The sequence below is a fragment of the Amycolatopsis sp. w19 genome (assembly GCF_051373225.1).
GTDB lineage: Bacteria > Actinomycetota > Actinomycetes > Mycobacteriales > Pseudonocardiaceae > Amycolatopsis > Amycolatopsis japonica.
Genome location: NZ_JBPQFM010000008.1, coordinates 213,613 through 232,285, shown reverse-complemented (window position 1 = coordinate 232,285; position 18,673 = coordinate 213,613). Strand labels below are relative to the sequence as shown.

Sequence of the window (18,673 nt, the reverse complement as noted above, 5' to 3'; positions counted from 1 at the left end):
GATGAGGCACGTTGTTCCGTCTTCAGCAACAAAGTGCGGCACCGGCGGGCGCGCTGTCAAGAGCCCGAAAAGGTCGGCCTCTTCACTCGGCGAAGTACCCCAGCTGCGCCGAAAGATCAGCCGACGCCTCGGTCAGCGGCCGGACGATCTGCCGCACCCGCTGTTTCGAAAGCCGGTACGACGGGCCCGAAGCGCTCATCGCCGCGACGACGTCGCCGCCGGGTCCGTGCACCGGCACCGCGACCGCGTGCATCCCCAGCTCCAGTTCCTCGAAACAGGCCGCGTACCCGTCCTCGGCGACCCGCTCCAGCTCCGCGGTCAGCTCGTCCGGATCGACGGTGGTCCGCGGCGTGAACTGTTCGAGTTTCCGCCGGAGCAAGCGTTTGCGTTCGACGTCGCCCATGTACGCGAGCAGCACCTTCCCGCTGGACGTCGCGTGCAGGGGCGTGCGCTGCCCGGTCCAGTTCTGCGTGGTGATCGCGGCCGAGCCGCGGGCCTGGCTGACGTTGATCGCGACGCCGTCGTCGGCGATCGCGATGTTGACCGTCTCGCCGAGCGTCTCCGCCAGGCCCTGGCAGGTCTGCCTGCCCAATTTCGCCAGGTCCATCCGCCCGGTGGCGGCGCCGGCGAGCCGGACGACGCCGAAGCCGATCGCGTATTTGCCGCGTTCGCCGAGCTGCTCGACGAGGCCGCGGTTCTCCAGGACGCTCAGCAGACGGGAGGCGGTCGACTTGTGCACGCCGAGCTCGCCCGCGATCTCGGTGATCCCCGTTTCCCCGTTGCGTGCCAGCAGTTCCAGCACGCTGATCGCGCGGTCGACGGACTGCACCTGGCTGGATGTTGCGTTCCCCGCGTCCTGGTTCCGCATGACGCAACAGTAGCCGTTTCGCCCGGATCCGCTCGGCTGAGTGGGCGAATCCCTTGACGCACCGGCCCCTCGGGGGTGATTGTTGCGCAGAGCACGTCCCGTCTCGTAATACGCAACATCAACAACCGTCGGTCCTTTCCCCGGAGGCCCCGATGATCCGTGCCTGCTCCGTCTCCGAACTGCCCGAAGGCGAAGCCGTCCGCCTGGCGGGCCCCGTGCCCGTCTCGGTCTTCCATTCCGAGGGCGCGTTTTACGCGCTCGACGACACCTGCAGCCATCAGGACGCGTCGCTCGCCGACGGCTGGATCGAAGGCTGCTACGTCGAATGCCCGCTGCACGCCGCGCGGTTCGATCTGCGGACCGGCGCGCCGGACTGCCTGCCGGCCAAGAACGCCGTGCGCACGTACCCGGTCGTGATCGCCGACGGGGTGATCTACGTGGACACCGAGGCGCGCCAGGAAGTGGCTTGAGAACCGTCGCCGTCGTCGGCACCTCCCTGGCGGGGCTCCGCGCGGCACAGGAATTGCGCGCCCAAGGCTTCGACGGGCGGCTGGTGATGATCGGCGCCGAACCGCCGTACGACCGGCCGCCGTTGTCGAAGGATTTCTTGCTGGGCAAGGTTTCCGCCGACGACATCGCGCTCGCCGGGCAGGACGACCTCGACGCGCTGGCCGCCGAATGGCACCTCGGCGTCCGCGCCGAAAAGCTCGATTGCGAGGGCGTGACACTCGGCGACGGCACCACGATCGCCGCCGACGGTTACGTCATCGCGACCGGCGCGCTGGCCAGAACCCTTGACGCGGCAAGGGATCTGGACGGCGTGCACACCTTGCGAACGCTCGAAGACGCGGTCGCCCTGAAGCAGGCTCTCGCGGCCGGGCCTTCCGCGGTCGTCGTCATCGGCGCGGGATTCATCGGCGCGGAGGTCGCGTCCGCGTGCCGTCTGCTCGGCCACGAAGTGAACGTGATCGAGGCGATGCCCGTGCCGCTCGCCCCCGTCCTCGGCGCGCGGATGGGCGCGGTGTGCGGGGAACTGCACGCGGAGAACGACGTCCGGCTGATCGCGGGCGTCCCCGTCGCCGGGTTCACCGGGACCGGCCGGGTCACCGGTGTACGGCTCGCCGACGGTCGGGAGATCCGCGCCGATCTCGTCGTCGCCGGAGTGGGGGCGCGGCCTGCCACCGGATGGCTGACCGGCTCCGGGCTCGCCGTCGACGACGGGGTGCTGGTCGATTCCGGCTGTGTCACAGCGAATCCCCGAGTGATCGCGGTGGGTGACGTCGCGCGGTACCGCTGCCCGCTGCGCGGCGTACGGGTCCGCGCCGAGCATTGGACGGCGGCCGGGGACCAGCCGGGCGTCGCGGTCGCGAACCTGCTCGCCGGCTCGACCGTCACGCATTTCGCACGACACGGTTACTTTTGGTCCGATCAGTACGGACGACGGCTCCAATTCGCCGGAGTGGCCACGGAAGACGTGCGGATCGCCGAAGGTGACGTGGCTTCGAAGCGCTTCGTCGCGACCTATCACCGCGGCGATGTGCTGACCGGTGTCTTCGCGATCGACTCCCCGAGGCGGTTCACCAGGCTCCGACGTGCTCTGAAGTCCGTTGGTGAACCCGCGTCCGCGATCGACGTCGGCAGGGCGCTGCCTGGTCATCGCCCGTCACGGATGCGATGAAGGCGCCCTGCCGCCGCGATAGCGGGGCCTTCGGCCGGGCGGGTTCACGCGTCTGGTCGCCTTTTCCAGTCCGGTTTCAGCTCCGCCAGCAGGCTCTCTAGGGCCCGAAGACCCTACTCGGATGGAGCAATTTGCCCGATTCGATGATCTTTCTGGTGGTCACATCGCCGGGTCGCGCGCCCGCACGGGGAAACTAGTGCGAACATAGGTTTATGAAGGCACGTGTTCTGGTCGTCGACGACGACCCTGCTCTCGCGGAGATGCTCACCATCGTGCTGCGTGGGGAGGGGTTCGACACAGCCGTCGTGGCCGACGGCTCACGGGCGCTGCCCGCGCTTCGTGAGCTGAAACCGGACCTGGTCCTCCTCGACCTCATGCTGCCCGGCATGAACGGCATCGACGTCTGCAAGGCGATCCGGGCCGAATCCGGCGTGCCGATCGTGATGCTCACCGCCAAGAGCGACACCGTGGACATCGTCCTCGGGCTCGAGTCGGGGGCCGACGACTACGTGGTCAAGCCCTTCAAGCCGAAGGAACTCGTGGCCCGCGTCCGCGCCCGGATGCGCCGCACCGAGGCCGAGCCCGCCGAGTCGCTGACGATCGGCGACCTCGCGATCGACGTCCCCGGCCACGAGGTGACGCGGGAGGGCAAGGCCATCCCGCTGACCCCGCTCGAGTTCGACCTCCTGGTCGCGCTCGCCCGCAAGCCGCGTCAGGTGTTCACCCGTGAGGTGCTCCTCGAGCAGGTGTGGGGCTACCGCCACGCCGCCGACACCCGGCTGGTGAACGTCCACGTCCAGCGGCTGCGGTCGAAGGTCGAGAAGGACCCGGAGCACCCCGAGGTGGTGTTGACCGTTCGCGGTGTCGGGTACAAGGCCGGCCCGCCGTGATCACCCCATGACCGGACGCTTGCGAAGGCTCGCCCAGACCACGATGCGCCAGTTCCGGCGCATCGTGGTTTTCGTGCGCCGCAAGATCGTGTCGTTCAACGAACTGTGGCGGTATTCGCTGCAGTTCCGGGTCACCGTGTCCACCCTGGCGCTGTCGTCGGCCGTGGTGTTCGTGCTGGGCATGGTGCTGCAGAACCAGATCACCGATCGGCTGGTCGAGACCAAGCAGAACGCGGCGATCGCCCAGACCAGGGCGGTCGTCGAGACCGCGGCCGCCGAGCTGGTCGGTGTCGGCACCGAAAGCCCGGAAGCGCTCACCGCGCGGATGAGCAACGCGCTGAAGAAGATCTCCAGCACGACGTCCTCGCAGGACGGCGCGGGATCGACGGCGGGCACCTTCGAACCGGTGCTGGCCGCGGGCGGCCGCGACCAGTCCAGCAAACCGGTGGCCGCCGGTCCCTACGACCGGGTGCCGGTGCGGCTGCGCCAGTTCGTCGAGACCGAGCAGCTCAGCTACCTGACCCACACGGTCACCGAGGCCGACGGCGGCAAGACGACGTACCTGATCGTCGGCGCGCCGGTGAGCACGATGATCAACCCGCTCCAGCTCTACCTGCTGTACCCGCTGACCAGTGAGCAGAACACCGTCTCGACGGTGCAGAACACGCTGCTAGTCGGCGGGCTCGTCCTGCTGCTCCTGCTCGCCGGGATCACGAACCTGGTCACCAGACAGGTGGTCCGGCCGGTCCGGCAGGCCGCCGCGGCGGCCGAACAGTTCGCGGGCGGGGAACTCGACCAGCGGCTCGCCGTGCTCGGCGAGGACGATCTGGCCAAACTCGCCGTGTCCTACAACGAGATGGCCGCGAGCATCCAGCGGCAGATCCGCCAGCTGGAGGAGTTCGGCGGGCTGCAGCGCCGGTTCACCTCCGACGTCTCGCACGAACTGCGTACCCCGCTGACCACCGTCCGGATGGCGGCCGACGTGCTGCACGCGTCACGCGAGCAGTTCCCGGCAGGGCTCGCCCGCTCCACCGAACTGCTGGTCGACGAACTCGACCGGTTCGAGGCACTGCTCGGCGATCTGCTGGAGATCAGCAGGCTGGACGCCGGTGTCGAGGAGCTCTCGGCCGAGCTGATCGACGTCCGCCCGATCGCGACCAGGGCCGTCGAGCAGGTCCGGGTGATCGCGGGCAACGCGGGAAGCTCGGTCGAACTGGTCGTCCCGGACGAGGAGGCACCCGCCGAAGTCGACGCGCGCCGCGTCGAGCGGATCCTGCGCAACCTGCTGGCGAACGCGGTGGACCACAGCGAAGGGAACCCGGTGGTGCTGACGCTGGCGGTCAACGAGACCGCGGTCGCCATCACCGTGCGGGACCGAGGCGTCGGGCTCCGGCCCGGCGAGGCGGAACTGGTGTTCAACCGGTTCTGGCGCGCCGACCCGTCCCGCAACCGCCGGACCGGCGGCACCGGCCTCGGCCTCGCGATCAGCCAGGAGGACGCCCGGCTGCACGGCGGCGTGCTCGACGCCTGGGGCGAGACCGGCCACGGTGCCTGCTTCCGGCTCGTGCTGCCGCGGCGGCAGGACACGCCGATGGGGGAGAGCCCGCTGCTCCTGCCCCCGCCCGATCACAAGGCGACCGACACGCACGGGTCGTCCGGACTGCTCGAAGTCCGGCCCGCGCCCGACGCGATCCTCGCCGAGCCCGAGGAGGTCGGCCGGTGAAACGGCTGCTGGCCCTGCTCGCGGTGTTCCTGCTGGTCGCAGGCTGCGCGAACATCCCGCTCGAATCCCAGCCCGTCGTCGTCTCCGGGGACAAACCCGGCCAGGCGCCGGCGGACGTCCCCGAACCGGCGGCCGGGATCGACCCGCTGACCGTCACCCGCCAGTTCATCCGCAACTCGGCGGCACCGGGCACGGCGAGCGCCGCCGCGCGCGTCTACCTCGACGACGACGCCCGGCGTAACTGGAAGCCGTCGCCGGGGCTGACGATCATCGACGACACCTTCGGCACCGTCTACGACACTTCGTCGTCGTCGGGGAACCCGGACGAGCAGGTCGTGAACGTCCGCGGGTTCAAACTCGGGACCCTCAGCCCCGACAGCGCGTTCCTCCCGGTGAAGGCGGAGTACTCGCAGCAGTTCAAGCTGCGGAAGCAGCAGAACGGCCAGTGGCGGATCGTGGACCCGCCGCAGGAACTCGCCGTCACCGACGAGGACTTCGCGCTCAACTACTTCCGGGTGCCGATCAGCTTCTACTCGCCGGACTCCGGCGCCTTCGTCCCCGATCTCCGGTACGTCGCGGCGAAACCGCAGGCCGGATTGCCCGGCCGGGTGATGGACCTGGTGCTGCAGGGCCCGTCGGAGGGGTTGAAGGGCGCGGTCAAGGACCTGCTCGGCGACCAGGTCACCATCGAAAGCAACGTGCGCAGCACGGACGACGGGACACTGGACATCAACCTGACCGGTGTCGGCGGGGCCAGCCTCGTGGACCGGAACCTGATCGCCGCGCAGATCGTCCTGTCGCTGCAGACGGTGACACTGAGCCGGGTCCGGCTGCTGGCCGACGGCACCGCGCTGGTGCCGGAACACGAATACTGGCGCTCCAGCGAACTGCCCAACTACAACGTGGACATCGCGCCCAACTCGGAACTGCTGGGGCTGATGACCGTGAACGGGCGGGTCCGGTCGCTCGGCGACGGGCAGCCGGTCGGCGGGCCCGCGGGCAACGGCGGGTACAAGGTCGTCAGCGCCGCGCAGTCCGTCGACGGCAAACGCCTCGCGGTGGTCGAAGAACGCGACGGCAGGCAATGGCTCCGGGTCGGCGATCTCGGACACGACCTCGCGTCGGTGGACCTGTTCGGCGGCAGCCTGAGCCGCCCCACCTGGCGTCCGGTCGCCCGTGGCGGCGGCGGGGTCTCCGGTGAGGTCTGGACGGTGGTCGACCACAACACCGTCGCCAGGGTCACCCTGGCCGCGGACGGCCGCTGGGTGAAGGCCGGCGTCGACGCGACCATGCTCACCGGGCTGGGGCAGATCACCGAACTGCGCCTTTCGCGCGACGGGTCCCGGCTGGCCGCGGTGGTCAACGGGCAGCTGGTGGTCGCCTCGATCGTGCGGACGGCGGACTCGGTGGCGCTGCGGGCGCCGCGGAAACTGCAGGAACGCGACCTCAAGGACGTCGTCGACGTCGACTGGGCGACCCAGGACCACCTGATCGCCGCGACGTCGTCGAATTCGCTGCCGGTCGTCAAGGTGCCGCTGGACGGGCAGCGGATGGACACCTTCAGCGGCTCGAACCTGACCCCGCCGGTGCACGGCGTCACCGCGGCGCCGAGCAGGCAGAACCTGGTCGCGGACGCGGGCGGGCTGTGGGTCGCCTCCGAACTGGGCGAGGTCTGGCGGCCGCAGGCGCACACCGTCACCGATGCGGACCCGTTCTACCCGGGCTGAGGTTTCGCCGAAGTACATGAAGGCCCCCTTCCTTGCGCTCAGGTACAGGAAGGGGGCCTTCATGTACTTGGGGCTCGGGAGGGGAGATGCGCCCAATGTGGCATTGGGGACGTTGGGTGTCCCCAATGCCACATCGGGCGCGCAGGACATCGCCGAGGGGAGCAAGGGACCTTTAGTACCGCTAGCTTTCCTAGCGGTGCTAGCAAGGCGGAGAGTCCGTGAAGGCCTCCTTCGCTACCTTGAAGGTAGGCAAGGAGTCCTTCACGGACCGGGACCCGCGCGCGAAGGAGCCCCGAAGCGCCCTTCTCCTCGATTGACTTTTTCAACGGCGCCCAGCCATGACCGGCCCCCTCACGACGCGAAGTGTCCAAAGCGGACCAGTCACGCCCCGGCGACATCCGGAACTGTCGGAGCCCCGGCCGACACTCGCCCCATGACCAAAATCCTGGATCTCCTCATCCCCGCCCGTTGCGCGTCCTGCGGAGCACCGGGCGCGCCCTGTTGCGCGACCTGTCAGACCGCTTGGGGTTCGCTCAGCGAGATCATCCGAGGCCCGACGGCCGGTCTCGTTCCCGTCTACGCCCTGGCTCCGTACGCCGACGACGCCCGTCGCCTGATCCTCGCCTACAAGGAACGCGGCCGCCGCGACCTCGCTCCCTCCTTCGGCCGCGCTGTCGCCGAAGCCCTCGCCCACCTGCCCGAGCCAGTGCCGGAACCTTGCCTCGTTCCGGTCCCTTCGCGACGGTCCGCCTCGCGTGTCCGGGGTGGACCGCACGTCCGGCGCATCGCCGAGGAATGCGTGAAAGCACTGGCGGACAAGGGAAAGCCGGCGATGGTGGCACCAGTCCTCAAGCTCGGGGCCGGTGTCCGTGATGCGGTGGGGCTCACGCGCGTCCAGCGGTCGGCGAACCTCGACGGCCGTATTCGCCTGGTCCCGGGAGCCTGCCGGGAGAAGGTCGTTCTTCTTGACGACGTGATCACAACCGGAGCGACCGCCGCCGCTTGTACGCGCTTTTTGGACATAAGCGGAATTCACGTTTCCGCGGTGGTAGCGCTGGCCGCCGCCGTGTGATCGGGGCGTCACCTACAAGAGTGATGAATGATCGGGAACGGGAATGGGTACATGGGCGTTGACGGGATATGAGGGACCTTCTGGGGAACACTCCGACGGCCCGCCACTCCACCGGGGTGGCGGCGGATTCCCCCGGGCACGGCCCACTGGGCACCCTCCGCATTTTCCTGTCCGAAGGCTTGCGCCGTCCGCGTGAAAACAAATCACGGGGACGACGCCCGACAAGCCGGATTGTCCCGCTGGCCACAGGGTCGTCGTCGCGTGCGGTGACGAGGTCTCACGTCCTGATATCCCCCGGCTCGGGGGCTGTTGCTCGCGGCGTGATGCAGCTAACGTGCAGCGCTATCAGCAATCCCGGCAGGCAGGGAGGTGACCAGCCCATGTCCCTGGCGCCGGAGCCGCGCTGAGTCCGCGCTCGGACATCCGACACGAGACGTCGTGGCCGTATGCCGAGTTCCCTCACCGCCCGCGATCCGGGCTTCGTCCCCGCATTACCGGCGCCCTAGTGAACACATCTACAGCTCGCAGTCATTTCAGCGAGGGAGGTCGTGTATGGACATCGTCGTTAAGGGCCGCAACGTGGAGGTGCCCGACCACTATCGGGCACTCGTCAGCGAAAAGCTGGCCCGGCTAGAGCGCTACGACAAGAAGGTCATCCGTTACGACGTGGAGCTCTTCCACGAGCCCAATCGCAGGCAGTCGAAGAACTGCCAGCGCGTCGAAATCACCGGTAAGGGCCGTGGCCCCGCCGTACGCGCCGAAGCGTGTGCCGGCGACTTCTACGCAGCGCTGGATTCCGCACTGAACAAGCTCGAGAACAGGTTGCGGAAGACACACGACCGCCGGCGCGTGCACTACGGCCGCAGCCGCCCGGAATCCGTCGCCGAGGCGACTTCGATGGCGGCCGCCGGTGGAATGACCACCGACACCCGACATCTGGCGGGTACCGCTGTGCTCGAAGCGCCGGAGGCCGAACCCATGGCCAACGGTTTCGCTGTCGAGAGCGGTGACTTCGAGATGCCCCAGCAGCAGCGCTGGGATGACGGGGTGACCGAACACCAGCCCGGTCGCGTCGTCCGCGAGAAGAAGCATGACGCGGAGCCCATGACGGTCGACCAGGCTCTCTACGAGATGGAACTGGTCGGTCACGACTTCTACCTGTTCAACGACTCCGACGCCGGGTGCCCGAGCGTCGTCTACCGGAGGCGAGGCTTCGACTACGGCGTCATCCGGCTCAGCTAGCCGGCCACTACTGCCCTGACGGCGGCCCGCACGCGTCCCGTGCGGGCCGCCGTCATGTCCGGATCAGGCAGGACCCGCCCCCGTCTCGTCAGGTACCGACAGACGGTGCGTGCGCGAACACCGAGGTGTTCCCTACGATGGGGGCGGACGGTGGTGCGTTACCAGGCACCGCCGCGGACGAGATTGCCCGGGACCGGCTCGGGTGCGATCACAATCAGCTAGTGAGGTCGACCGGATGGTGCTGAACCGCCTGCTCCGCGCGGGCGAGGGCAAAATGGTGAAGCGGCTGCGACACATCGCCGATCACATCAACACCCTCGAAGACGACGTCAAGGAACTTTCGGACACCGCGCTGCGGGCCAAGACCGAGGAGTTCCGTAAACGGCACGCGGACGGCGAGTCACTCGACGACCTCCTGCCGGAGGCGTTCGCGGTGGCGAGGGAAGCGGCTTGGCGCGTGCTCGGCCAGCGTCCCTACGACGTCCAGCTGATGGGCGGCGCCGCGCTGCACCTCGGCCAGGTCTCGGAGATGAAGACCGGTGAGGGCAAGACCCTGACCCAGGTCCTCCCCGCGTACCTGAACGCCGTGTCCGGCAAGGGCGTGCACGTCATCACGGTGAACGACTACCTCGCCAAACGTGACGCCGAGTGGATGGGCCGCATCCACCGCTTCCTCGGCCTCGAGGTCGGGGTCATCCTGGCCGACCAGACGCCCGAGGTCCGCCGCCAGCAGTACGCCGCCGACATCACGCACGGCACGAACAACGAGTTCGGCTTCGACTACCTCCGCGACAACATGGCGTGGAGCCTCGAGGACTGCGTGCAGCGCGGCCACAACTTCGCGATCGTCGACGAGGTGGACTCCATCCTCATCGACGAGGCCCGGACGCCGCTGATCATCTCCGGCCCGGCCGACCAGTCCTCGCGCTGGTACGTCGAGTTCGCCCGGATGACCCCGCTGATGAAGGCGGACATCCACTACGAGGTGGACATCCGCAAACGCACCGTCGGTGTCACCGAAAAGGGTGTCGCCTTCGTCGAGGACCAGCTCGGCATCGACAACCTCTACGAGGCCGCGAACACGCCGCTGGTCGGCTACCTGAACAACGCGCTGAAGGTCAAGGAGCTCTACAAGCGCGACAAGGACTACATCGTCCGCGACGGCGAGGTCCTCATCGTCGACGAGTTCACCGGCCGCATCCTGCACGGCCGCCGCTACAACGAGGGCATGCACCAGGCGATCGAGGCCAAGGAAGGCGTCGAGATCAAGGCCGAGAACCAGACGCTCGCCACGATCACGCTGCAGAACTACTTCCGGCTCTACGACAAGCTGTCGGGGATGACCGGTACCGCCGAGACCGAGGCGGCCGAGTTCCACCAGACCTACAAGCTGGGTGTGGTGCCGATCCCGACGAACAAGCCGATGGTCCGCGCCGACCAGGCCGACCTGATCTACAAGACCGAGCAGGCCAAGTTCGAGGCCGTCGCCGAGGACATCGCCGAGCGGCACGAGAAGGGCCAGCCGGTGCTGGTCGGCACCACGAGTGTCGAGAAGTCCGAGCACCTGTCGAAGCTGCTGCTCAAGCTGGGTGTCCCGCACGAGGTCCTCAACGCCAAGCACCACGACCGGGAGGCGCTGATCGTCGCCCGCGCCGGGCGCAAGGGCGCGGTCACGGTCGCCACCAACATGGCGGGCCGCGGTACCGACATCGTGCTCGGCGGCAACCCGGACATCATCGCCGACGAGGTGCTGCGCGACCGCGGCCTCGACCCGGTGGAGCACTCCGAGGAGTACGAGGCCGCCTGGCCGAAGGTGCTCGAAGAGGTCCAGGCCGACACGAAGGCCGAGGCCGAGGAGGTCCGCGAGGCCGGCGGGCTCTACGTGCTCGGCACCGAGCGGCACGAGTCGCGCCGGATCGACAACCAGCTCCGCGGTCGTTCCGGCCGTCAGGGCGACCCGGGCGAGTCCCGGTTCTACCTGTCGCTCGGTGACGAGCTCATGCGCCGCTTCAACGCGACGATGGTCGAGCGGGTCATGACCACCATGCGGCTGCCGGACGACGTGCCGATCGAGCACAAGATGGTCTCCAAGGCGATCAAGAGCGCTCAGACGCAGGTCGAGCAGCAGAACATGGAGATCCGCAAGAACGTCCTCAAGTACGACGAGGTCATGAACGAGCAGCGCAAGGTGATCTACGCCGAGCGTCTGCGCGTCCTCGAAGGCGAAGATCTGCGCGAGCAGATCGAGCACATGCTGGTCGACGTCATCAACGCGTACGTCACCGAGGAGACCTCTTCGGGCTACGCGGAGGACTGGGACCACGAGAAGCTGTGGACGGCGCTGAAGCAGCTGTACCCGGTCAAGGTCACCTGGGAAGAGCTCACCGAGGACGACGACCTCGACGCCGACAGGCTGCGTGAGGCGCTGCTCGAAGACGCCCACCGCGCGTACGACGAGCGCGAGGCCGAGATCGACGGCAAGGTCGGCGAAGGCGCGATGCGGAGCCTGGAGCGTCAGGTGATGCTCACCGTGCTCGACCGCAAGTGGCGTGAGCACCTCTACGAGATGGACTATCTCAAGGAGGGCATCGGCATGCGTGCCCTGGCGCAGCGCGACCCGGTCATCGAGTACCAGCGCGAGGGCTACGACATGTTCCGCGCGATGCTGGAGTCGCTGAAGGAGGAGGCCGTCGGCTTCCTGTTCAACCTCCAGGTCGAGCAGGCCGAGCCCACCACCCCGGCGCCCGAGTCCGCGTCCGCGCTGCCCGCCGGTGTCGGCTCCGGGAACGGCCAGGCCGCGAACGGCGACGGCAGGCACGCCCGCCCGACGCCTCCGCAGGGTCCGGCGACCGACACCGAATCCGTGCCTTCCGCCTTGCGGGGCAAGGGACTCGGCGGTGGTTCGCAGACCGGGCTGACCATGTCGGGCCCCTCCGAAGACGGCGGCGTCGAGTCGCATTCGGACAGTGCTGGCAGCGCCGGTGGCGACCAGAGCGGAACCCGCCGGGAGCGTCGCGCCGCGCAGCGCGCCTCCCAGAAGAAGGGCAAGAAGGGCCCGCGCCGCTAAAGGCCCCAAGCGCGTGAAGGCCTCCTTCCCTCGGCTGAACCGAGGGAAGGAGGCCTTCACGCGCATCAGGCCGCGAGCGCGGAGACCCGTCGCGGAGGCTTCAGCAGATGGAAGCGGGTGCACACCCAGCCCGACGGCGTCCGTTCGAAGCGGGCGGCCAAGGCGAGGCAGCGTCCGTTCTGTTCGACGGTCGCGCAGGCTTCGACGACGCCGTCCGCCGGGTGACCCAGGTGCACCGACTTCGGCCGGTAGCCGCCCGCTGGACGACGAAGGCCGCTTTCGAGCAGTGCGTGGTGGAGCGCCGGGTCGAGGATCGGCCGCACCTGGACCGCCGGACGGCGGCCGTCACACGCTTCGAGGATGGTGGTCAGCAGCCTGCCGATCTGCCTGCCGTCCGGGGTGTCCGGTGACGGCAGCGGTTCCTCCACGACGCTTTCCCCGGCCAGCGGCAGATCCAGCACGAGCTGGTTGTCCGGCGACGCCGCCCGGTGCACCAGGCCGTCCGGCCGGTCGGCGACCCGGTACGGCGGTTCGTACGGTTCGAGCCGTCTCAGTACGTACGACTTCATCGAGCAGTCCCCCTCCGCGGCCCCCTCGGCCACGCCCAGCAACTAAGGGGCAGGCGGCGGGCGAAGCCGCGACAAGGACCGCCCGAGAGGATGAACCGGGCGGTGATCGCTTGTGTACGGTGAGCGCGTGCTGAAAGGGCTGGTCGTCGACTACGCCGGGGTGCTCACGGACGTGGGCGCGGACGAGCTGTACGCCTTCCTGCGCTCGGTCAGGGAGCGCGGCATCAAAACGGCCTTGCTCTCGAACGCCCCCGGCGCGTCGGACGAGGCCAAGCGGTCACTCGGTCCGTTCTTCGACGCGCTCGTCTTCTCCGGCGAGGTCGGCGTGGCCAAACCCGAACGCGAGGTCTACCTGCTCACCGCGGGTCTGCTCGACCTGCCCGCCGACCGGTGCGTGTTCGTCGACGACGCCGCGCACAACGTCCGCGCGGCGATCGCGGCCGGGATGGCGGGAGTGCACCACACGTCGGTCGAGGAGACGCTGACCGAGCTCAGCGCGTTGTTCCCGAAGCCTTAGTGGCCGCCCGGCGCACCAGCTCGAACGACAGCACCGCGGCGGCGGCCGAGACGTTCAGCGACTCGACTTCGCCGGGCATCGGGATCGACACCCAGTCCGTCACCAGTTCGCCGACCTCGGCGCCGACGCCGTTCGTCTCCCCGCCCAGCACGAACGCCGCGCGCTGCGGCAGTTCGACGTCGAACACCGAGCTGCGTGCCGAAGCGCCCAGCGCGTAGATCCCGTAACCGGCCTCGGTGAGCATCTCGGCCGCCTCGCGCGCGCTGCCGCACCGCAGCACCGGCGCGCGGAACGCGACCCCTGCCGAAGCCTTGACCACCATCGGGTCGAGGGCGGCGACCCCGCGCCGCGGCACCACGACCCCCTCCAGTCCGGCGGCGGTCGCCGTGCGCAGGATCATCCCGACGTTCGCCGGGGTGGTGATGCCGTCGAGCAGCAGCACCCGCGAGGGCGGCCTGCCGTCGGACAGCGCCGCGTGCAACGACCGCATACGCGGGGCGACGACGTCGGCCAGCACGCCCTGGTCCTGCTTGCCGTTGCCAGCCAGCACCTTGACGCGATGCGCGCTCGCCCGCTGCACCGGCACCCCGGCGGCTTTCGCGGCACGCTGGATCTCGGCGGCGTTCGGCCCGCGCACGGTGTCGGCGAGGATCACCTTGTCCACCTCGAGCGCCGCGTCGTCCAATGCCTCGAGCACCGGTTTGCGGCCGTACACCGTCAGGAACCGGTCCTTCGGCGAGATCACCGACTCATCACCCACACCGGCGAGTGTCCCACTATGTAAGGATCGGCCCATGCCCGACCGCCTCTCCGCGCTGGACGCCTCGTTCCTGTACGTGGAAGACCACTCGACCCCGATGCACGTCGGCGGCGTGGCGATCTTCGAGCGACCGCGCGAGGGCTTCACCCACGAGCGGCTGCTCGACCTGATCGGGCAGCGCCTGGCGTTCCTGCCGCGCTACCGGCAGCGGGTGCTGGAGGTGCCCGGTCACCTCGCCCGGCCGGTGTGGGTCGACGACGTCGACTTCGACCTGAACTACCACGTCCGGCGGTCCGCGCTGCCCCAGCCGGGCTCCGACGGTCAGCTGTTCGACCTCGTGGCGCGGCTGATGTCGCGGCGGCTCGACCCGGGAAGGCCGCTCTGGGAGGCGTACTTCGTCGAGGGGCTCGCGGGCGACCGCGTCGCGCTGGTGACCAAGACGCATCAGTCGGTCGTGGACGGGATCGGCACCATCGAGATCGGGCAGCTGATCCTCGACGCCACCCCGCAGGAGCCGGAACCGTTCGACGACACCTGGCATCCGCGCCGGGAACCGAGCCGCACGCAGCTGATCCTCGACGCGGTCGCCGAGACCGTGCAGCGGCCGACGGAGCTGGTGGAGAACGTCCGCTCCATCGCCCACGACGCCACCGCGATGGCGGGCAAGGTCACCGAAACGGTCGGCGACGTCGCTTCTGCGCTGAAGACCATGGTGAATCCGGCGCCGTCCGGGCCGCTCAACGTCCGCACCTCCGGCGGCCGCATGTTCGCCGGGGTCCGCACGCGGCTGGAGGATCTCCGCAAGGTCCGCGCCGCGCACGGCGGCACGGTCAACGACGTCGTGGTCGCGGTGATCACCGGCGCGCTGCGGGAATGGCTGCTCTCCCGCGGCTCGAACCTGACCGCGACGACCACCGTGCGCGCGCTCGTGCCGATGGCCGTCCGCGACGCCGAGACGGCCGAGTACTCGACGCCGGCGCTGGTCGGCAACCAGGTCGACGCCTACCTGGTCGATCTCCCGGTCGGGGAGCCGAACGCGGTCCTGCGGCTGCAGCACATCGGCCATGCGATGGCGGACCACCTCGACTCTGGCCGTTCGGTCGCCGCGCGCGGGCTGCTGACGGTCGGCGGTTTCGCCCCGCCGACGCTGCATTCGCTCGGCGCGCGGGTGGCCGGGTCGATGTCGGGACGTATTTTCAACGTGCTGATCACGAACTCGCCGGGCCCGCAGGTGCCGCTCTACGCGGGACAGGCGAAGATGGTGGAGATGTTCCCGGTCATGCCGCTGGTGCGCAATCAGGCGCTGGCGATCGGGGTCACCTCGTATCACGGTGGTGTCTACTTCGGACTGAACGGCGATCGCAAGGCCGTGTCCGATGTGGACCTGCTCGCCGGGATGATCGAGGAATCGTTGGAAGAGCTGAAGGGTGCGCACTGGTGAGGGTCTATCTACCCGGGACGATCGCGATGCTCCGTGAGCTCGAAACCGCCGGAGAGCTCCGGGCGCGCAGCGGCACCGGATTCGCGCTGACCCCGGCGCTGCGGGAGTCCTACGCCAACGGATCCGACGAAGAACTCGAGTACGCCGCGCTGCTCGACGCCGCCAGGGCGTCGCTCCGGCTGATCGCGGCCGAGGAGAAGCCCGAGCCGCGGCGGGTGGTGATCTCGGCCGACATCGACGAGGTCACGCTGCGCCCGGATCTCGACGCCGCCGTCGTCCGGCTGGCCGGGCCGGTGAAGATCGCCGACGTCGCCGCGATCCACGTCGACGCGGCCGAAGCCGCCGAGTCCGTCCAGGCCGCCGCCGCGGTGATCGACCAGGCCGACCTCGGCGATCCGGACGCCGAGTTCACTCTCGGCGACGCCGAAGACCACGAACTCGCCTGGTACGCGCCCCAAGAGCTGCCGTTCCTGCTGGAACTCCTCTAGCCCCTCTCGCGTTTCGTCCTCTGAATGCGGTCCTTGCACGCGCAAGGACCGCATTCAGAGGACGAAACGCGTCAGAACCAAGACGGGCCGGGCACCGGGCGTTCGGGGCGCCAGCCGGTCGCCTCGGTGAGCCGGGTCGAGACGACGCGCTGCGAGCGCGCCAGCACCGCCATCAGGCCGAGCCGGTTCGCCAGCCACTTCGGCAGCGCACGCGGCCGCCGGACCCCGGCCGCGGCGGCCATCGCCTCGCCGAGTTCCTGTTTCCGCACCGGATCCGCGGCCAGGTTGTAGACGCCGCTCGGCGCCCGCAACGCCGCGATCGCGCCCCCCGCCGCGTCGTCCGGATGGATCGCCGCGGTCCAGTCGGTCCGGCGGCCGAAGACCAGCGGCGAGCCCCGCCGCGCGGCCGCCAGCATCGTCCTGGTCATCGGGTCGTCGCCGACCAGCAGCCCGATCCGCAACCGGATCGCGGTGCGTCCCTCGTCCGCCAGCTCCGCGATGTTCGCGTGCGCCATCGTCGAAGACGCGATGTTGCCGCGCAGCGCGAGCGGCGCGTCCTCGTCCAGTTCCTCGTCGCCGCCGTCGGCGTAGACGAACGAAATCCCTTCCTGCACCACGATTCCCAGCTCGCCGACCCGTCGCACGGCGGCCGCCAGGGTCTGGCTGCCGGTGATCCGCACGCGGTCGTTCTCGGCCCAGCCGGACAGCTTCATCGCCCGCCGCGCGTCCGGGATCCGGGTCGCGACGTTCACCACCGCGTCGTGCCTCCGCAGCGCGCCTGCCAGCGAATCGACGTCGAACAGGGACCCCCGCGCCGGTTCCGCGCCGGTCGCGCGCACCGCGGCGACCCGGTCCACGTCGCGGGCAAGGCCGCTCACCTCGTGGCCTTCGGCCAGCAGACGCCGCACCAGCGGACGCCCCAGCATCCCGGTCGCCCCGATCACCATCACGCGCATGTTCGCTCCTCGAATCCGGCCTTCACGAACCCGACGAGACGGGGGAGCGGAACGTGACGGATCAGCCCGCCGGGATCTCCCCGATCTCCTCCGGCGGAGGCGCTTGGATGTCGGCCTGCGTTCCCCACTCGCTGTAGCGCGTGACGATCTTGGCGGTCGCGCTGTCCGGGGCCCCGGAAGCGGCGAGGACGGGGGCGAGGTCGAGCACGATCTGCAGCGGCAAGCGCGCGTCGTCGAGCCAGACCTCCATGGGGAGCTTCCCGACCTTGCCCCGCAGTTCGGCGACGGCCTCGGCCGACAAACCGGCGGGCAGGTCACCGCCCAGCGCGGCCAGGTCGACGTCCAGCCGATAGCGCTCGGCGGACATCCCGTCGAGTTCGCCGTGCTCGGATCCGGTGACCGTGCCCGCCTTCCGCACCTGGTCGAGCGCGCGGGCGGGGTCGTTCTGCTTCGCGAGTTGGTCGATGCTGCCCCCGGCGACCTGCGAGAACGGATCGGCGCCATCGGGGGAGACCTTGACCCACGGTTTCCCGCCGGGCACCTCCTCGCGGGCGGTCTCGGGGACTTTGGCGAAGACGATCTTGTCGACCAGCCGGAGTTCGATCGGCTCGCCGAGGAAGTCCGTGGTCATGGCCAGCGCGGTACCCGTTCCCGCGACCTTGGCCTGCCCCTGGCTCTTCGACCGCATCGTGCCCGCCGTGACGTCGGTGGTGAACTTCGCGGCCTTGCCGTTCATGGCGGACGTGGCCCCGTCGGCGAGCGCGCGGGCGTCGGCGAACGAGACGGAGTCGCCGTCACAGGCGGCGAGCAGCACACCGAGTACGAGCACGACGGTGGACAGGGCCGTTCTCCGCATGAGGACCTGCTTTCGATCGCGGGCACCCAAGCGAAACACAGCAGCGGGCCACGCCCCGATCGGGGGAACGGCTCAGCGGCTGTCGCCGACCGCCTCGGGCGGCGGCGCGATGATCACCACGTCCGAAGCCCAGCTGTCGTATTTGACCGTCGCCTTGCCCATGCTGACCTGCACCGGGCGCTGCTCGGCGTCCAGCCACACCTCGGCCGGCGCGCCACCGAGGTCGAGGACGTACCGCGTGGCGGCCGTGCCGTTCACGTCGGCCTGTTCGGATTTGGTGACCTTGCCCGACTTCGAGATCCGCTCGATCGTCCGGGTCGGATCCATCGTCTCGACGACGTTCGTCATCAGCGCGCCGTTGGCGGTGGAGAGCGAGTCCTTGCCGTCGGCGGTGATCTTGACCCATTCCTTGTCGGTCTTGAGCTCCTGGACCTGCGTGTCCGACAGGTGGTAGTAGAGGACGCCGTCGGCGAAGATCAGGTCCCGTTTCTCACCCGCGACCTCGGCGACCATGGAGAACTTGCTGTTCGGCCCCTCGTAGAGCCCGGAACTGGTGACCACGACCTTGCGGCCGTCCTCCGCGGTGGTTTCGAGCGAGATCTTGGACGAACGGGCCTTTTGCGTGCCCGCGGCGGCGACCGTGGCCAGTTGCGCCGCGTCGTTCACCGGTCGCGCCGCCGGTTTCTCTTCGCCGGAACAGCCGCCCACGAGCAGGAGAGCGCTACAGACGACGGCGAATCCGGTGGCACGCATGGGACTCCCTCGGGTGAATGGTCTGTACCACCACCGTAGTGCCTGTCGCGTGAATTTCCACCGTCC

At 69.3% G+C, this 18,673-nt stretch carries 17 protein-coding genes; 11 read left to right on the top strand and 6 right to left on the bottom strand.

Annotation, left to right across the window (positions count from 1 at the left end; genetic code table 11):
- Window positions 1-82: 82 nt before the first annotated feature.
- The gene (locus ACSMFO_RS18765) at window positions 83-868 is read right to left on the bottom strand and encodes an IclR family transcriptional regulator (protein ID WP_350574491.1); all 786 of its coding nucleotides are present in this window, start codon (window positions 866-868) and stop codon (window positions 83-85) included.
- A 152-nt stretch (window positions 869-1,020) separates the two neighbouring features.
- Here ACSMFO_RS18765 and ACSMFO_RS18760 point away from each other — a divergent pair, with 152 nt between their 5' ends.
- The 8 genes from ACSMFO_RS18760 to secA all read left to right on the top strand — a co-directional run bounded on the left by ACSMFO_RS18760 (window position 1,021) and on the right by secA (window position 12,267).
- Window positions 1,021-1,338 (top strand): bifunctional 3-phenylpropionate/cinnamic acid dioxygenase ferredoxin subunit, encoded by a 318-nt coding sequence (locus ACSMFO_RS18760; protein WP_360093669.1) that lies wholly within the window; start codon window positions 1,021-1,023, stop codon window positions 1,336-1,338.
- A complete protein-coding gene (locus ACSMFO_RS18755; protein ID WP_436459841.1) occupies window positions 1,335-2,546 on the top strand; it encodes an NAD(P)/FAD-dependent oxidoreductase in 1,212 nt (403 codons plus the stop codon). Before ACSMFO_RS18760 ends, ACSMFO_RS18755 begins: the two co-directional genes overlap by 4 nt.
- A 212-nt stretch (window positions 2,547-2,758) precedes the next feature.
- On the top strand, window positions 2,759-3,436 hold the full coding sequence (gene mtrA / locus ACSMFO_RS18750) for an MtrAB system response regulator MtrA (RefSeq protein WP_005150760.1): 678 nt from the start codon (window positions 2,759-2,761) through the stop codon (window positions 3,434-3,436).
- 43 nt (window positions 3,437-3,479) lie between these two features.
- A complete protein-coding gene (gene mtrB, locus ACSMFO_RS18745; RefSeq protein ID WP_436459915.1) occupies window positions 3,480-5,159 on the top strand; it encodes an MtrAB system histidine kinase MtrB in 1,680 nt (559 codons plus the stop codon).
- Entirely contained in the window at window positions 5,156-6,886 is a 1,731-nt protein-coding gene (locus ACSMFO_RS18740) for an LpqB family beta-propeller domain-containing protein (protein ID WP_073848377.1), read from the top strand. The genes mtrB and ACSMFO_RS18740 overlap by 4 nt, the downstream gene beginning before the upstream one ends.
- A 433-nt stretch (window positions 6,887-7,319) precedes the next feature.
- Window positions 7,320-7,958, top strand: a complete 639-nt coding sequence (locus tag ACSMFO_RS18735; protein WP_436459838.1) for a ComF family protein — start codon at window positions 7,320-7,322, stop codon at window positions 7,956-7,958.
- A gap of 552 nt (window positions 7,959-8,510) precedes the next feature.
- A complete protein-coding gene (gene hpf, locus ACSMFO_RS18730) occupies window positions 8,511-9,200 on the top strand; it encodes a ribosome hibernation-promoting factor, HPF/YfiA family (RefSeq protein WP_007028981.1) in 690 nt (229 codons plus the stop codon).
- A 235-nt stretch (window positions 9,201-9,435) separates the two neighbouring features.
- Window positions 9,436-12,267 (top strand): preprotein translocase subunit SecA, encoded by a 2,832-nt coding sequence (gene secA, locus ACSMFO_RS18725; RefSeq protein ID WP_038508620.1) that lies wholly within the window; start codon window positions 9,436-9,438, stop codon window positions 12,265-12,267.
- A gap of 65 nt (window positions 12,268-12,332) precedes the next feature.
- Here secA and ACSMFO_RS18720 read toward each other — a convergent pair whose 3' ends face one another.
- Window positions 12,333-12,836, bottom strand: coding sequence for an Rv3235 family protein (locus tag ACSMFO_RS18720; RefSeq protein ID WP_038508623.1), 504 nt, complete (start codon window positions 12,834-12,836; stop codon window positions 12,333-12,335).
- 112 nt (window positions 12,837-12,948) lie between these two features.
- Between ACSMFO_RS18720 and ACSMFO_RS18715 the strand changes: the two genes are divergently transcribed.
- Window positions 12,949-13,353 carry an HAD-IA family hydrolase gene (locus ACSMFO_RS18715; protein ID WP_038508626.1) on the top strand — a complete coding sequence of 135 codons (405 nt, stop codon included), beginning with the start codon at window positions 12,949-12,951 and terminating at the stop codon, window positions 13,351-13,353.
- Here the strand turns inward: ACSMFO_RS18715 and ACSMFO_RS18710 are convergent.
- Window positions 13,328-14,113 (bottom strand): TrmH family RNA methyltransferase, encoded by a 786-nt coding sequence (locus ACSMFO_RS18710; RefSeq protein WP_436459835.1) that lies wholly within the window; start codon window positions 14,111-14,113, stop codon window positions 13,328-13,330. The two genes, ACSMFO_RS18715 and ACSMFO_RS18710, sit on opposite strands and share 26 nt — an antisense overlap.
- Window positions 14,114-14,147: 34 nt before the next feature.
- On the opposite strand from ACSMFO_RS18710, the gene ACSMFO_RS18705 reads away from it, so the two are divergent.
- A complete protein-coding gene (locus tag ACSMFO_RS18705) occupies window positions 14,148-15,554 on the top strand; it encodes a WS/DGAT/MGAT family O-acyltransferase (protein WP_038508632.1) in 1,407 nt (468 codons plus the stop codon).
- Window positions 15,551-16,042, top strand: coding sequence for a DUF6912 family protein (locus tag ACSMFO_RS18700; RefSeq protein WP_436459833.1), 492 nt, complete (start codon window positions 15,551-15,553; stop codon window positions 16,040-16,042). The genes ACSMFO_RS18705 and ACSMFO_RS18700 overlap by 4 nt, the downstream gene beginning before the upstream one ends.
- A gap of 71 nt (window positions 16,043-16,113) precedes the next feature.
- Here the strand turns inward: ACSMFO_RS18700 and ACSMFO_RS18695 are convergent, their stop codons facing one another.
- From ACSMFO_RS18695 to ACSMFO_RS18685, 3 genes are all read right to left on the bottom strand, one after another.
- Window positions 16,114-16,998 carry an NAD-dependent epimerase/dehydratase family protein gene (locus ACSMFO_RS18695; protein ID WP_436459832.1) on the bottom strand — a complete coding sequence of 295 codons (885 nt, stop codon included), beginning with the start codon at window positions 16,996-16,998 and terminating at the stop codon, window positions 16,114-16,116.
- A gap of 61 nt (window positions 16,999-17,059) precedes the next feature.
- On the bottom strand, window positions 17,060-17,854 hold the full coding sequence (locus ACSMFO_RS18690; protein ID WP_436459831.1) for a hypothetical protein: 795 nt from the start codon (window positions 17,852-17,854) through the stop codon (window positions 17,060-17,062).
- A gap of 72 nt (window positions 17,855-17,926) precedes the next feature.
- A complete protein-coding gene (locus ACSMFO_RS18685; protein ID WP_038508640.1) occupies window positions 17,927-18,607 on the bottom strand; it encodes a hypothetical protein in 681 nt (226 codons plus the stop codon).
- Window positions 18,608-18,673 lie beyond the last annotated feature (66 nt).

Excerpts from the sequence above, each read along its gene's own strand:
- ACSMFO_RS18720 (WP_038508623.1), bottom strand. The coding sequence starts at position 12,836 with ATGAAGTCGTACGTACTGAGACGGCTCGAACCGTACGAACCGCCGTAC.
- ACSMFO_RS18735 (WP_436459838.1), top strand. The coding sequence starts at position 7,320 with ATGACCAAAATCCTGGATCTCCTCATCCCCGCCCGTTGCGCGTCCTGC.
- secA (WP_038508620.1), top strand. The coding sequence starts at position 9,436 with ATGGTGCTGAACCGCCTGCTCCGCGCGGGCGAGGGCAAAATGGTGAAG.
- ACSMFO_RS18690 (WP_436459831.1), bottom strand. The coding sequence starts at position 17,854 with ATGCGGAGAACGGCCCTGTCCACCGTCGTGCTCGTACTCGGTGTGCTG.
- mtrA (WP_005150760.1), top strand. The coding sequence starts at position 2,759 with ATGAAGGCACGTGTTCTGGTCGTCGACGACGACCCTGCTCTCGCGGAG.
- hpf (WP_007028981.1), top strand. The coding sequence starts at position 8,511 with ATGGACATCGTCGTTAAGGGCCGCAACGTGGAGGTGCCCGACCACTAT.
- ACSMFO_RS18760 (WP_360093669.1), top strand. The coding sequence starts at position 1,021 with ATGATCCGTGCCTGCTCCGTCTCCGAACTGCCCGAAGGCGAAGCCGTC.
- ACSMFO_RS18685 (WP_038508640.1), bottom strand. The coding sequence starts at position 18,607 with ATGCGTGCCACCGGATTCGCCGTCGTCTGTAGCGCTCTCCTGCTCGTG.
- mtrB (WP_436459915.1), top strand. The coding sequence starts at position 3,480 with ATGCGCCAGTTCCGGCGCATCGTGGTTTTCGTGCGCCGCAAGATCGTG.
- ACSMFO_RS18705 (WP_038508632.1), top strand. The coding sequence starts at position 14,148 with ATGCCCGACCGCCTCTCCGCGCTGGACGCCTCGTTCCTGTACGTGGAA.
- ACSMFO_RS18695 (WP_436459832.1), bottom strand. The coding sequence starts at position 16,998 with ATGCGCGTGATGGTGATCGGGGCGACCGGGATGCTGGGGCGTCCGCTG.
- ACSMFO_RS18765 (WP_350574491.1), bottom strand. The coding sequence starts at position 868 with ATGCGGAACCAGGACGCGGGGAACGCAACATCCAGCCAGGTGCAGTCC.